14 protein-coding genes are annotated in these 14,734 nt (G+C 39.8%); 6 read left to right on the top strand and 8 right to left on the bottom strand.

Features of this window, described 5'->3' with window-relative positions:
• The 4 genes from ACFSR3_RS06605 to trmB form a co-directional block, all read right to left on the bottom strand.
• Entirely contained in the window at window positions 1-1,131 is a 1,131-nt protein-coding gene (locus tag ACFSR3_RS06605) for an Mrp/NBP35 family ATP-binding protein (protein WP_379820259.1), read from the bottom strand.
• A 238-nt stretch (window positions 1,132-1,369) separates the two neighbouring features.
• Window positions 1,370-1,705, bottom strand: a complete 336-nt coding sequence (locus ACFSR3_RS06600) for an MGMT family protein (protein ID WP_379820258.1) — start codon at window positions 1,703-1,705, stop codon at window positions 1,370-1,372.
• An 11-nt stretch (window positions 1,706-1,716) separates the two neighbouring features.
• Window positions 1,717-2,358, bottom strand: a complete 642-nt coding sequence (locus ACFSR3_RS06595) for a LysE family transporter (protein WP_169519747.1) — start codon at window positions 2,356-2,358, stop codon at window positions 1,717-1,719.
• Between the two features lie 3 nt (window positions 2,359-2,361).
• Window positions 2,362-3,033 carry a tRNA (guanosine(46)-N7)-methyltransferase TrmB gene (trmB, locus tag ACFSR3_RS06590; protein WP_169519748.1) on the bottom strand — a complete coding sequence of 224 codons (672 nt, stop codon included), beginning with the start codon at window positions 3,031-3,033 and terminating at the stop codon, window positions 2,362-2,364.
• A 95-nt stretch (window positions 3,034-3,128) separates the two neighbouring features.
• Here trmB and ACFSR3_RS06585 point away from each other — a divergent pair, with 95 nt between their 5' ends.
• Complete coding sequence (locus ACFSR3_RS06585) at window positions 3,129-4,190, top strand: glycosyltransferase (protein ID WP_379820257.1); 1,062 nt, start codon at window positions 3,129-3,131, stop codon at window positions 4,188-4,190.
• Here the strand turns inward: ACFSR3_RS06585 and ACFSR3_RS06580 are convergent.
• On the bottom strand, window positions 4,164-5,207 hold the full coding sequence (locus ACFSR3_RS06580; RefSeq protein ID WP_379820256.1) for a sensor histidine kinase: 1,044 nt from the start codon (window positions 5,205-5,207) through the stop codon (window positions 4,164-4,166). The genes ACFSR3_RS06585 and ACFSR3_RS06580 overlap by 27 nt on opposite strands.
• Window positions 5,207-5,890 carry a response regulator transcription factor gene (locus ACFSR3_RS06575; RefSeq protein WP_114756255.1) on the bottom strand — a complete coding sequence of 228 codons (684 nt, stop codon included), beginning with the start codon at window positions 5,888-5,890 and terminating at the stop codon, window positions 5,207-5,209. The genes ACFSR3_RS06580 and ACFSR3_RS06575 overlap by 1 nt, the downstream gene beginning before the upstream one ends.
• A 182-nt stretch (window positions 5,891-6,072) precedes the next feature.
• Between ACFSR3_RS06575 and ACFSR3_RS06570 the strand changes: the two genes are divergently transcribed.
• The 4 genes from ACFSR3_RS06570 to ACFSR3_RS06555 all read left to right on the top strand — a co-directional run bounded on the left by ACFSR3_RS06570 (window position 6,073) and on the right by ACFSR3_RS06555 (window position 11,734).
• Window positions 6,073-8,862 carry a TonB-dependent receptor gene (locus tag ACFSR3_RS06570; protein WP_379820255.1) on the top strand — a complete coding sequence of 930 codons (2,790 nt, stop codon included), beginning with the start codon at window positions 6,073-6,075 and terminating at the stop codon, window positions 8,860-8,862.
• Between the two features lie 69 nt (window positions 8,863-8,931).
• On the top strand, window positions 8,932-10,107 hold the full coding sequence (locus tag ACFSR3_RS06565; protein WP_379820254.1) for a hypothetical protein: 1,176 nt from the start codon (window positions 8,932-8,934) through the stop codon (window positions 10,105-10,107).
• A gap of 224 nt (window positions 10,108-10,331) precedes the next feature.
• Window positions 10,332-10,676, top strand: coding sequence for a T9SS type A sorting domain-containing protein (locus ACFSR3_RS06560; protein WP_379820253.1), 345 nt, complete (start codon window positions 10,332-10,334; stop codon window positions 10,674-10,676).
• A 77-nt stretch (window positions 10,677-10,753) separates the two neighbouring features.
• Window positions 10,754-11,734 carry a LuxE/PaaK family acyltransferase gene (locus ACFSR3_RS06555; RefSeq protein WP_379820252.1) on the top strand — a complete coding sequence of 327 codons (981 nt, stop codon included), beginning with the start codon at window positions 10,754-10,756 and terminating at the stop codon, window positions 11,732-11,734.
• Window positions 11,735-11,926: 192 nt separating this feature from the next.
• Here the strand turns inward: ACFSR3_RS06555 and tyrS are convergent, their stop codons facing one another.
• Complete coding sequence (gene tyrS / locus ACFSR3_RS06550; protein WP_379820251.1) at window positions 11,927-13,234, bottom strand: tyrosine--tRNA ligase; 1,308 nt, start codon at window positions 13,232-13,234, stop codon at window positions 11,927-11,929.
• A 105-nt stretch (window positions 13,235-13,339) separates the two neighbouring features.
• Between tyrS and ACFSR3_RS06545 the strand changes: the two genes are divergently transcribed.
• Complete coding sequence (locus ACFSR3_RS06545) at window positions 13,340-14,338, top strand: NAD-dependent epimerase/dehydratase family protein (RefSeq protein WP_379820250.1); 999 nt, start codon at window positions 13,340-13,342, stop codon at window positions 14,336-14,338.
• On the opposite strand, the gene ACFSR3_RS06540 is transcribed toward ACFSR3_RS06545, so the two are convergent.
• The gene (locus tag ACFSR3_RS06540) at window positions 14,274-14,726 is read right to left on the bottom strand and encodes a DUF4296 domain-containing protein (RefSeq protein ID WP_379820249.1); all 453 of its coding nucleotides are present in this window, start codon (window positions 14,724-14,726) and stop codon (window positions 14,274-14,276) included. The two genes, ACFSR3_RS06545 and ACFSR3_RS06540, sit on opposite strands and share 65 nt — an antisense overlap.
• Window positions 14,727-14,734: the final 8 nt, after the last annotated feature.

Genomic DNA, 14,734 nt, shown 5'->3' with positions numbered 1-14,734 from the left:
TTATTTCTTTTTAACAGCCGAACAGCCGGCCATAGTCGTTATTTTTATTGCCTCTGTAGGCGGAAGGTTGTCATTTCTGTTTACCGTTTCCTGAACTACGTTACGAGCCAGTTCCTCAAAAGCAGCTTCAAGCGGCGTAGCAGTCTGCAATGCAGCCGGACGTCCGTAATCTCCTGCCTCGCGTATGCTCTGAACGATTGGAATTTCTCCTAAGAACGGCACATCAAGATCTTCGGCAAGGTTTTTAGCCCCTTCTTTACCAAAGATGTAGTATTTGTTATCCGGAAGTTCGTCTGGTGTAAAGTAAGCCATGTTCTCAATAATTCCCAACACAGGAACATTAATACTTTCCTGCTGAAACATCGCTACACCTTTTTTAGCATCTGCCAAAGCTACTGCCTGCGGCGTACTAACCACAACAGCTCCTGTAATAGGAAGCGACTGCATGATAGAAAGGTGGATATCACCTGTTCCCGGAGGAAGATCAAGTAACATAAAGTCAAGCTCACCCCAATCAGCATCAAAAATCATCTGGTTCAATGCTTTTGAAGCCATCGGCCCTCTCCAGATTACTGCCTGTTCAGGACTTGTAAAGAATCCTATCGAAAGTATCTCTACACCATAACTGGTAATAGGTTTCATTTTAGATTTTCCATCAACTTCTACAGATATTGGGCGCTCACGCTCTACGTCAAACATTATAGGCATTGAGGGACCATAGATATCGGCATCAAGAACACCTACCTTAAAGCCCATTTTAGAAAGGGTAACAGCAAGATTTGCCGTTACTGTAGATTTTCCAACACCACCTTTACCCGATGATACGGCAATAATATTGCTGATTCCCGGTATTGCTTTACCTTTAATTTCAGGTTTTTCAGGCGCTTCAACTTTTACGTTTACTTTCACCTTAGCATCGGCATGTATTTTTTCCTGTATTGTTTTTATGATATCGGCCTCAGCCCTTTTACGAATATGCATTGCAGGAGTTGTCATAACAAGCTCCACCACAACTTCATCTCCAAACGTAAGCACGTTTCTAACAGCACCACTTTCTACCATGTTCTGGCCTTCTCCGGCAAGTGTAATGGTTTCAAGGGCGCTTAGTATCTCTTTTCTGTCTAACTTCATGATTTATATTATGCTAACAGCCTCTTATTAAGACTGATTTCAAATTGCAAAGATAGTATGAAAAGTTTATATGGTAAAGTTTTATGAGGTAATCCTTTTGAGGATTTAACGATTTAATCGTTAGTTTTTTGTCATTTCGCCGAAAGGAGAAATCTTTTAGATTTTTCAACTGAGCTACGCTACGCTCAAACCAACAAGGCAACCATCGAAACATCCAACAGTCTAACAATCGAACAATCTAAATACTCAGTTCCTTTACCGGATCCCAAAAGTATTTTTCGAAGTTCACGATTTTGTTGTCTTTTACCTTTACGCCTTCGCTCTCTAAGAGTTGCTGCATAAGGTTAGTACCTTCAAAATGGTGCTTTCCCGAAAGTAGCCCTACGCGGTTTACAACCCTGTGCGCAGGGACATCGTCACGCCCGTGACAGGCGTTCATTGCCCATCCCACCATTCGTGCCGAACGTGCTGCACCAAGACATTTGGCAATAGCACCATAGCTGGTTACCCTACCGTAGGGAATAAGGCGGGCAACATCATATACTCTTTCGAAAAAATTGTCATCTTTAGCCATATTACACAGCTTTAGTTGCGAAACATCTTAATAAGCGTTACTATGGCAATAAGCCCTGTAATGGTACCGATAAGATAGTTTACATTTCGCATCAGGAAATCGGTTTTATGCTCAAACCTCTTAAAAAAGGCAATGTAAATATAGAATACTGTGTAAGCCCCTAATGAGGCCCCAAGTACAAATAAGAAGATAGGCAGATTGGTAAATTCAAATGTTTTAGATGCCGAAAACGACACCCCTAAAAAAACATAATAAGGAATGGCAAAAAAGTTAAGTGCAGAAATAAGAGCCCCTAGGAAAAAGTTACCTGTCTTACTTCTTCTTTTTGATAAACGTTCTAACTCATCATCATCTTCTTTCTTTTTTGTTTTGGCAAAAAAGAGAAAATAAACAGTCAGTATGCCAAAAATACAAACCCCGGCTTCCTGAATATTTAAAAGAATATCCGGACTACGGTTAATCAGTTTGGCAAATGTAACCGCGATATAAGCCTGTACAAATAAAATTAACGCAGCACCAAAGCTAAAAAACCTGGCATTGGCCCGCCCTTCGCGCAGGCTGATTTTTGCAGCAGTCATGTTTAACAGTCCCGGCAACAGAGTAGCAACAAACGATACTAAAAAGCCCAATCCCACCGGTACTATTAATTTCATCCTTTATTTTATTTTAAACTTAATATAGGTTATAGGCTTATTTTGCTCAAGATATTGTTGTTCGTAAAACGTTTGTATCGCCGTAACCACTTCAGGAGCACCTTCGTTGCGGTAAACGTTGTGGTTCGCATAAATAACTTCATGTCCTTCGCCGTGCAGCAACCCGAGCGTATAACCATGCATGAATTCGCTATCGGTCTTAAGGTTCATGAAACCATCTTTTTTAAGTATTTTTTTATAACGCTGAAGAAACTCAGAGTTGGTAAGCCTGTGTTTGGTACGCTTGTATTTAATCTGAGGATCCGGGAAGGTAATCCATATCTCGGTTACTTCGCCTTCGGCAAAAAAGTGCTCGATAAGCTCAATCTGCGTACGAAGGAAAGCTACATTATGCAAACCATTCTCTACAGCAGTCTTGGCACCTCTCCAAAAACGGGCTCCCTTAATATCAATACCAATAAAGTTAGTATCAGGATAGCGCTCTGCCAGTCCTACCGAATATTCTCCTTTACCACAGCCAAGCTCCAGCACAATAGGATTATCGTTCTTAAAAAATTCATTCCATTTGCCTTTCAACGCAAAATCTCCTGCTACCGCCTCTTCTCTTGAAGGCTGCATTACGTTGCCAAATGTTTCGTTTTCCCTAAACCTTTTGAGTTTGTTCTTGCTTCCCACGTCTTAATTTAAATTTTTGGTAAAATTATGGAAATATACGACACTGGAAATAATTTTAGATTGCACTTATTAAATAGTTATCAAAAAACACCGCTTTGTCGTATAAAAAGAGAATACTCGTTGCCCCGCTCAACTGGGGGCTAGGCCATGCTACACGCTGCATCCCCGTTATTGAAGCACTCGAAAACCACGGATACGAACCTATAATCGCATCTGACGGTATTGCGCTCGCATTGCTAAAAAAAGAGTTTCCTCACTTAACAGCTCTTGAATTACCACATTATCATATAGAATATGCCAAGAGAGGCGTATTCTTTAAGCTTAAAATCATCAGGCTGCTGCCACAGATGCTAAAAGCCATACGCACTGAAAAAAGGATCATTCGTAATATCATTAAAGAGTATGCCATACAAGGTATAATTTCCGACAACAGGCTTGGCGCACGATCTAAGTCAATACCATCGGTATTTATAACACATCAATTAAATGTCCTTACCGGAACCACTACATGGATAACCACACCACTGCATCGTAGGTTCATTAAAAAATATAACGAATGCTGGGTTCCCGACGTTGAACACGCGCCGAACCTTTCAGGCAAACTGGGCCATAGTGAAGAAAACAGCCTCAGGTTAAAATACATCGGCCCTCTAAGCCGCCTTCACAAAAAGCCTATCGCTAAAAAGTATGATCTAATGGTGATACTCTCCGGTACCGAACCACAACGTCGTATGCTGGAAGAAAAACTACGTGAAGAACTGAAAAACTATTCCGGCAAGACCCTTTTTGTGCGTGGTGTAGTAGAAGCCGATGAAGAAGTTATTCAGGATGGTAATATTACCTTTTATAACTTTATGAATAGCGCTGCCCTTGAAGATGCCTTTAACCAAAGTGAAGTGATACTTTGCCGTTCGGGCTACAGCACCATAATGGATTTGGCACAGATGGGAAGAAAGGCTTTTTTTATACCAACTCCCGGAAGGTATGAACAGGAATATCTGGCAAAAAAATTAAAGAAATCAGGATTGGTGCCTTATGCCACACAAAACGATTTTAAAATAAGTGATCTGCGCAAGGCAGATCACTATAAGGGTTTAAAACATATCGCAGGTGATATGAAATGGAAAGACTTATTTTGTCTTTTCGAGGGTAAATGAGAATTCTGATCCTTTCCCGTATTCACTCTCTACATACATTTTTTCGTCGTGGGCTTCTATTATGTGTTTTACGATAGCAAGTCCAAGACCGGAACCACCTTCGGTACGGGCACCACTCTTATCTACACGGAAGAAGCGTTCAAAAAGGCGTGAGATGTTCTTTTTCTCGATACCCTCACCGTTATCTTTTATACGAACGATTATCTTGTTGTTTACCAGATCTTCGATAGCCACCTCAGTCGTTCCGTTCTCTTTACCATATTTAATAGAATTCACAACCAAATTGGTTACCACCTGCTGTATTTTCTCCTGATCACCATATACCATTATAGGCTTATAGTACTTCATGTCGAACATCAGCATGATTCCCTTGGCATCGGCTTTCATCTCAAGAAGGTCAAATACATTTTGTATAACATCTACAATATTAAAACGGGTAAAACTAAGATTAAGGTCACCTACCTCTAGTTTGGTGATCATATCAAGATCCTGCACTATGTAGATAAGTCTTTCAACTCCTTTTTCAGCACGCTGAAGGTATTTTTTTCGCAATTCCTTATCATTCATGGCGCCGTCAAGCAGCGTAAGGATATACCCCTGAACAGTAAATAAGGGTGTTTTTAGCTCATGCGAAACATTCCCCAGGAATTCTCTTCGGTATTCCTCGCGGATTTTAAGGGTTTCGATCTCAATTTTCTTATCTCGGGCAAACTTCTCAACCTCTCGGGTAAGAGTAGCCATATCGGTAGTAATGGATTTATTCCTGAAACTACTCGATTCTAAGAGCGACACATCATCATATATTTTTTTTACCCTTCGGTAAATAAAACGCTCCACCCTGTACTGCAGCACAAAAAATGAAAATATGAATAATGCTATGGAGAATATTACAACAAAATTCCAGTTTAACGTCTGGAAATAATGCAACATAACCGCCATGAAGGCGGTTGAGAAAAGTGATATATAAAGTGCCGATTTTACGGCAAACCTATATGTTTTTTTAAAGTTTATTGCCACTAAATTTCGAGCTTATAGCCCACTCCTTTTATGGTTTTAAATAAATCATCGCCTATTTTCTCGCGAAGCTTCCTGATGTGAACGTCAATTGTACGTCCGCCTACAACCACTTCGTTACCCCAAACCTTATCAAGAATTTCTTCTCTTTTAAATACTTTACCCGGTTTAGAAGCTAAAAGATAAAACAGTTCAAACTCTTTTCTTGGTAAAACAATTTCTTTGTCTTCCAATACTATTTTATATTCTTCACGGTTGATCTCGATGTTACCAACTCTCAGAACGTCTTCTTTGGTTTCATCATCCTTAAGTCTTCTAAGCAATGCTTTTACTTTGCTTACAAGCAATTTCGGCTTGATCGGTTTCGCAATATAATCATCTGCACCTGCATCAAATCCTGCCACTTGTGAATAATCTTCGCTACGTGCAGTAAGGAATGTAATGATAACGTTGCTAAGCTCAGGTATTTTCCTGATGTTCTCTACCGCTTCCATGCCATCCATCTCAGGCATCATTACATCTATAATAATAAGATGCGGAAGTTCTTTTTTTGCTTTTGCTACTGCTTCTTTTCCATTAACCGCGGTAGACACCTGATACCCCTCCTGTGTCAGGTTGTAGCCTACAATTTCCAGGATATCCTGCTCATCGTCAACCAGTAAGATCTTGATCTCTTTTTTCTTCATAATGATAATTCATCTATGTTTTCGGGCTCAAAGGTAAAGATAATACAAAACCATCAAACGTGTTAACAATTATTTAATGCCTTAACAATTTAATAATAAATACCAAATTCAGTGATAACGATTATGTAACACAGCATCAAAATCGCGGCAGTTACTTTGCAGCAAAAATTATAACACACGAAATGAAACTTAGATTTTTATTAATTGCACTGTTTTTTGTAACTCTGGGCTTTGCACAAAACAAGGGTACTGTTACAGGTACCATTACAGACAAAGACATGGGTAATGAAACGCTGCCATTTGCCAGCGTACTTGTAAAAGGAACTAAAATAGCTGTTAACGCCGATGAAAACGGTAATTACTCTATTACAGCGAATGAAGGACCTCAAACATTAATATTTGCATTTTTAGGCTATCACAATGCCGAAGTACAGGTTACTGTAAAAGCTAATCAGACTATAACAGTAAACAAAGCACTTGAATCTACGAGCGTACAACTACAGGACGTAGTAATCGAAAAAATTGTAAGCCGCGAGAAAGAATCAGCTCTTATAGCAGAACAACAAAATGCCATCGAGATGAAACAGGCTATTGGAGCGCAGGAACTTAGCCGTAAAGGTATTAGTGACGCTGCTGCAGCTGTTGTAAAAACATCAGGGGTATCAAAATCAGATGACGTAAACAACGTATTCGTACGTGGACTTGGTGACCGTTATAACTCTACAACATTAAACGGATTACCATTACCTTCAGAAGATCCGGTATATAAAAACATATCTCTTGAGTTCTTTGGTTCATCAATTATCAAGAACATCAATATCAACAAAACATTCAGTGCTGATATTTATGGAGATAATGCAGGTGCTAATATAGACATCTCCTCTAAAGAAGTTGATAAAAGAAGCTACCTTAACGCAGGTATAGGCACAGGATATAACACTAATGCTGTAGGTGCAGGTAATTTCCTTGTAGCTGATGGTGCTTATAATTACTTTGGTTTCTTAGAGAACGGAAAAGATATTCCGCTTACAAACCTTAAAAGCTACGACTTTAAAACCAGCTTTAACCCTGTACAAAAAAACAACCTTATCAATTCAAGCTTCAACATTGCAGGAGGTGGTAAATTTGACCTGGGTGGAGAAAAATCACTTTCAGTATTTGCCACAGTACAAAGTTCAAGCGACTTTACTTACAAACATGGCCAGGCTCGTCAGGTTAACCCTCAGGGTGGTGCAGGAATGGACATGAATTTTGAAAAATCAGAATATAAAGCGACTCAGTCGGCTTTAGGAAACGTAAAATACAAATTTGGAAACCAAAGAAGTATTTCATACAACACCCTTTTCATTCACGACAACAACCAGTCTGTAGGAGATTATCGTGGTTTTGCAAAAAATATCAATGACAATAACGACGCTAACAACTCAATTATCCGTCGTCAGCAGTTAAACAACAACAACCTGTTCGTTAACCAGTTATTAGGTGAATACAGATTTACTGATAAGATAAAAGCAAACGCAGGTGTAACTTATAACACTATCAGATCGAGCCAGCCGGACAGACGTACAAACTCTTATGACTACGACTATAACGGAACAAACGGTAATGGATATACTGTAGCGAGTAACTCAGCAGGACTTAACAACCGTTGGTACTCTACTCTTGAAGAAAATGATGTTGCCGGTAAAATTGAAGGAGAATATACATTTAACCCGGAAAGCAACCTGAAAAAAGTATTAACGGCAGGATTCAACATGCGTAGTACTGACAGAACTTTTGATTTCACTCAGATCAACTACGACTTTAACAACCCGGTACCGGTAAACCCGAACAACCCGGACGCAGTATTCAACCAGGAAAACCTGACGCTTGGAAAAAACAATGGAGGTTTTGACCTTGTAACTACAAGAGGTAAAAACGCTAACGCACTAGATCCTTTCTACTACCTTGCTGACAGACAAATCTATGCAGGTTTTGCACAAATGGTATACCCATTCAGCGAAAACCTAACAGTTCAGGCAGGTGTACGTTATGAAAAAGTAAGCCAGAAAATTGACTGGGATACTAACCTTTCAAGTAGCGTAAACAATCTTGCGATAGACCCTTCTACAATCGACAAAGATTATTTCTTACCGAGCCTTAACCTGAAATACTCTTTAAACGAGAAAAATGCTATCCGTTTCGCAGCGAGCCAAACATATACAATGCCTCAGTTTAAAGAAACAGCAGCTTTCCTTTATGAAGATGTAAACATCTCAGAAATGGGTAACCCGAACCTATTACCATCAACAGATTATAACGTTGACCTTAAATATGACTGGTATATGTCTGACAACGAAATTATCTCAATCGGTGGTTTATACAAATACATCAAAGACCCTATCAGCCGTATGAGAATCCTTTCTGCTGCTAACGACCTTTCTTATGTTAACACAGACAAAGCTTTCGTAGCGGGTGCTGAATTAGAAGTAAGAAAAAACATTTTCAGATTAGGAAGCGATACCCGCAAAAAAGACCTGACATTCGGACTTAATGCTTCATACCTATATACTGAGCAGGTACAGAATGATGTTGATACTGACAAATTCACAGTACAGTTTACGCATGATAAAGGAAAAATGCAGGGTGCATCTCCGCTACTTATCAATACCGACCTTAGCTACAATGTAAGCGATGATAAAACAGCTTTACTATCAACTCTTGTTTTCTCATACTTTGCTGACAAAGTTTACTCAGTAGGCACAAATAGTAACGAAAACATAATAGAGAAAAGCGTGCCAACCCTTGATTTCATTAATAAATTTGACATCAAAGACAAAAAGCTACAGCTTAGCCTGGGAGTTAAAAACTTACTTAACCCAAGATACAGACTAACACAAGACACTACCATAAATGGTGTACCTACAGAATCTATTATAAGCAACTATCGTAAAGGTATGTTTGTATCGTTCGGCCTTAACTGGACACTATAATAAGTAAATACAATAACTATATAAATTTTAAACTTTTAATTGACTTTAATTTTCAAAACTATGAACACAATGAAAAAAGTTCTTATGCTTTCTTTAGTAGCAAGCTTCTTCGTAGCTTGTGGAGACGATGATTCTAAACCTGCAGTTAACCCGGGTGTTGCTGACGGTGTAATCACTTCTTTAGAAGATCCTGATTTTGACGCTACTAACCTTAAAGGTATTATCGGTGCTAACATCGAGCTTCCTGCTGGTGAATATGTTCTTACAAGTGGCCTTATCGTAAGACAGCCTTACACACTTAAGCTTGCTGCTGGTACTACTATCAAAGCTGCTGCTGGTGGAACTGACGTTTACGTTATTGTTGAGCAAGGTGCTAAACTTGATGCTCAGGGAACTGAAGCTGCTCCTGTAACTTTTACATCTAACGCTGCTACACCTGAGCCAGGTGACTGGGGTGGAGTTATCCTTTGTGGTAAAGCACCTATCAGCGGTGGTGGTACAGCTGTAACTGAAGTTGTTGACCATTTCTACGGTGGTGATGATGCTAACGATAACTCTGGTGTTCTTAACCACGTTGTAATCAGATATTCTGGTGCTCGTATCAACGGTGAAAAAGAATTTAACGGTCTTACTTGCTACGGTGTAGGTAAAGGTACTTCAATCTCTAACATCGCTATCTACAATGGTGACGACGATGCTATCGAATTCTTCGGTGGTTCAGTAAACGTAACTAACCTTCTTGTAGTTAACGCTAAAGATGATATGATCGACTGGACTCAAGGATATACTGGTACTATCACTAACGCTTATGCTGTTAGAGAAGCTGCTTACACAGCTGTATCTTCTGACCCAAGAGGTATCGAAGCTGATGGTAACCTGGACGGTCTTAACCCAACTCAGGCTGGTCAGTCTAACCCAACTATCTCTGGTCTTACAATCGTAAACAACGCTCCTGTTGCTCTTTCAGACGTTATCAAAATCAGAAGAGGTAGTGGTGCTAACATCTCTAACACTCTAGTTGTTTGGTCTGCATCTGCTACAGTTGCTCCTGACGATCTAGTTGACTGTACTGACTCTTTAGGTGATGCTATGGCTAGTACTTCGGTAACTTTTAACGCTAGCGGTGCTATCCTTAACCTAACAGACCTTAAGCCAGGTGTTAATGCTGCTTCAATCAACGTAACTGCTGGTACTTCTGGTGGTGCTGATACTTCAGCATTCGGATGGACTGGATATGCTTTCTAATTAACAAAGTACATCTCTATACATAATTTCAGGTCTGAAATTATTTTAAACGCCCGCAAGCCTGCGGGCGTTTTTTTTATATACCATTAATTTACAGCATATTAAACAAACCAAAACATCTATTAGCATGTTGCAAAAACATATCTTTCTGCTATTTTAACAAAAATTGCATTTTGGTATAATATTTGAAACATCTTTCGTATATTTACACAATATTACACCATATGACAAAAAAATACTTTTATATTGCCTTACTACTCACCTGCCTGTTTTCTCTTAGCGCCGTAGCTCAGGAAAGCAGAGGGACTTCTGTAGCCGGTAAAGAGCCTATAGAAGGACTTAACATTTACCCAAATCCTGCCAAAGCAGACAGGATTTACATTACAACTGCTAAACCAAGCATCTCTAAAGAAATAGAGATTTACAACACGGTTGGAAACAGAGTAATGCAGGTAACCCTTAACGGTGGAGCTAAAGAACTTAATATCTCTTCCCTTTCACGTGGAATGTACTTTGTAAAGGTAAAAGAAGGAGATGCATCTGCAACACGAAAATTAATGGTCGAATAACACCTTTAAAATATAATAACAGGCACCGCAATAGCGGTGCTTTTTTATTTTGTATTTTTACAAAAACATTTATTCCATTGGTAACCACACAAGACATATTTACCATATCGTCAAAAAAACAGTTCGAAAAGATTACACTAAAAGTATTTCGCCATCAATATGACAACAATACGGTGTATCGCGATTTTTGCAGCTTCCTGAAAAAGGACAAACAGAATGTAAAATCAATTCAGGAAATACCATTCCTGCCCATACAGTTCTTTAAGAGTCACGAAGTACTAAGCAGTACCGATCCGGTTCAGGAAACCTTTACAAGTAGCGGAACTACCGGAATGATTACCAGCCGACATCTTGTTACCGACCTGAATTATTACGAGCAGAGTTTCCGCCAGGCATTTTCACAGTTTTACGGTAATATAGAAGATTATGCCGTACTGGCATTACTTCCCTCCTATCTGGAACGCACCGGATCTTCGCTCATTTACATGGTAGAAGACCTGATTGAAGGCTCCAACAATCCTGACAGCGGCTTTTATCTCAACAACTATGATGAACTTATAACAAAACTCACTACTCTTGATAATGCCGGACAAAACGCACTGCTTATAGGCGTTACCTATGCCTTGCTAGACCTTGTAGAAAAGCAAAGTTTCGATCTTAAGAACACCATTATCATGGAAACGGGAGGCATGAAAGGCCGCCGTAAAGAAATGATTCGTGAAGAACTGCACGAAGTGCTGTGCAACGGCTTTGGTGTAAGCAAAATCCATTCTGAATACGGAATGACCGAACTGCTTTCTCAGGCTTATTCACTTGGCGACGGTATATTTGAGTGCCCGCCGTGGATGGACATCCTTATCCGTGATACCGAAGACGCCCTTAGCTATATCGAAACCGGAAAAACAGGCGGCATCAACGTTATTGACCTCGCCAATATCAATTCCTGTTCGTTTATCGCTACGCAGGATCTGGGCAAAAAATACCCCAACCAGTCGTTTGAAGTACTGGGACGTTTTGACAATTCTGATATAAGAGGCTGCAACCTGATGGTTTACTAAAGAATCGTTAGATTGTTAGATTTTTCGACTTCCGGGTCATTGCGAGCGGAATGCAATGGAGCGTGGCAATCTCTTTCAGCAAAGAATAAATCATAGATTGCTTCGTCGTTCCGCCTCGCAATGACGAAACTCTAGAAAACAAATCATAAAAAAGGAGCCCTAAAGCTCCTTTCATTTTATATTGATCTTTGATTATCCTTCAACAGGAATCACAAAATTCTTTTTCTTTCCGTGCGATACAAGAATGTATTTACCAAGTATAACATCCGATTCTGATAGCGTATACGTTTCAGTTACTTTTTCTTTATTGATAGCAACCGCATTAGCAATAAGCGCTTTTCTTGCCTCACCTCGCGAAGTAAATATATTAGTTGAATCTGCCAGTATGTTTACAATATTAGCCTCAACACCAAGGTCGGCTTTTTTGATAGCCGGAGTAAAGAACTCTCCAAAAATATCAGTAAAGAACTCATCGCTAAGTCCTGCAAGATCCTCTTTATTATAATTAGAGAAAACAAACTCCGATTTTTTAACCGAATCTTCCATATCCTCTTTAGAGTGTACAAAAGTTGTTACTTCGGCAGCAAGCTTTTTCTGAAGCACCCTTAAATGAGGTGCCTCGGCATGCTGTGCGATAAGCGCTTCAATCTCCTCTTTAGGAAGGAACGTAAATATCTTTATGTATTTCTCAGCATCAGCATCAGAAGTATTCAACCAGAACTGGTAGAATTTGTAAACCGAAGTTTTATCAGCATCAAGCCATACGTTTCCACCTTCCGACTTACCAAATTTAGAACCATCTGCCTTAGTAATAAGAGGACACGTCATAGCAAAAGCTTCTTTCTGGCTTTCTTCATTGTTCATACGACGGATAAGCTCCGTACCCGTGGTAATGTTACCCCACTGGTCGCTACCACCTAACTGAAGTTTAGCTCCAAGCGTTTTGTGAAGATGGTAAAAATCGTACCCCTGGATAAGCTGGTAAGTAAACTCAGTAAACGACATACCGTTCCCTGCCTCACCCGAAAGACGCTTCTTAACCGAATCCTTAGCCATCATGTAGTTTACCGTAATACGTTTACCCACGTCACGTGCAAACCCGATGAATGAGAATTCTTTCATCCAGTCGTAGTTGTTTACCAATACCGGCGCATTAGCCTCGGTAGAATTAAAATCAAGAAAACGCGAAAGCACTCCTTTAATACCTTCTACGTTTTTGTTAAGTGCAGCTTCATCAAGCAGGTTTCGCTCATCTGATTTACCCGAAGGGTCACCAATCATACCAGTAGCACCACCCACAAGCGCAATAGGCTTGTGTCCGCATTTTTGCAGGTGAACAAGAATAATGATAGGCACAAGGCTACCGATATGCAATGAGTCAGAAGTTGGATCAAAGCCTATATAGGCAGTGGTCATTTCTTTGTTCAGTTGCTCTTCAGTTCCCGGCATCATGTCATGCACCATGCCCCTCCATCTTAGTTCTTCTACAAAATTTTTCATACGTTTATTTTAATGAGATGCAAAAATACAATACAATATGATTTTTTTACATTAATTGACATCAATTATATCATTTAATCTTACACTTAGTGTATTTTTGTCGTAATGATATTAGTAACCGGAGGAACAGGATTAGTAGGAGCCCATTTGCTGCTCGAGCTTACAAAAAGCGGGCAACAGGTGCGCGCACTCTATCGAAGTGAAAAATCACTGGCAAAAACCCGTACCCTTTTTGCCGCAAATTCCAACCCACATTTTAATACAATCGAGTGGCTAATTGGCGACATTACTGATATCCCTTCTCTTGAAGATGCTTTTCAGGGCATAGGAACCGTATACCATTGTGCTGCCTGTGTTTCGTTTGAACCAAGCGACGAAGAACTTTTACGTAAGGTAAATATAGAAGGCACTGCTAACATGGTAAACTGTGCACTCGATTTTGGCGTAAAAAAGTTTTGCCATGTAAGTTCTATTGCTGCATTGGGCGACCCTAAAGAGAATGAAATTATTACCGAAGAAACCGACTGGAATCCTGAAGTTCGCCACAGTGACTATGCCATTAGTAAATATGGAGCCGAAATGGAAGTTTGGCGCGCCTGGCAGGAAGGCCTGAATGTGGTTATCGTAAATCCCGGGATTATTTTCGGAAAAGGCTTTTGGGAATCCGGCAGTAGCGTTATTTTTAAAACCATAAGTAACGGACAGTCTTTTTATGCCGAAGGAAGCTGCGGTATTATCGCTGTAGAAGATGTAGTAAAGGCTATGACACAACTTATGGCTACCAGCATCAACGGTGAAAGATATACGCTTATTGCTGAAAACATGCCGTATAAAGATATAATGGATAGTATTGCAGGCAACCTGAAAGCAAAACATCCATCTATACAGGCAACACCTATAATTACTTCTATTGGATGGAGGCTGGACTGGTTCCTATCAAAACTTTTAAGGCAAAAAAGAAGACTTACGCAAAGCATGGCACGTTCATCACACAATCGTGAAACGTATGACAACAGTAAGATTAAGGAAAAACTGGATTTTACTTTTGTACCGCCTTCTGTTTTTCTAAAGCAGCTTGCCGAAGACTATCGCGCTTCGCTTTAAGGTTAGCTTTAGCCGAACCCTGCTTAAATTGTTTTGAAGGTAAAACAGTGTCTTTTGATGACTTAAGTGCGTCCATTTCTTTCTGAACCCTCTCGGATGCTTTTTTATGAATCTTTTCATAATTCTCCATATCAGTAGCATACCATGCGTTGTTTTGCGCCAGGTCAAGGCTGTCTATCTTATATTTTTTGTATATATATTGCTTTGCAACCACATTATTATCCGGCATTGCCTGAGACTGCATCGAACGCAAAGCCTGGACCATATTGATATCATATATAATATTAGCCATTTCGTCTTCAGACAACAGGTGTTTGGGCTTTTCTACAGTCCCCTTTCCACAGGAAACTACCATAACAGCCACCAATAACAATGTAATTCTTTTCATATACACTA

The sequence above is a fragment of the Flavobacterium suzhouense genome (genome assembly GCF_042684765.1).
Taxonomy (GTDB): domain Bacteria; phylum Bacteroidota; class Bacteroidia; order Flavobacteriales; family Flavobacteriaceae; genus Flavobacterium; species Flavobacterium suzhouense.
The sequence above is the reverse complement of the archived record's forward strand: the minus strand, read 5'-3'. Positions and strand labels throughout refer to the sequence as shown.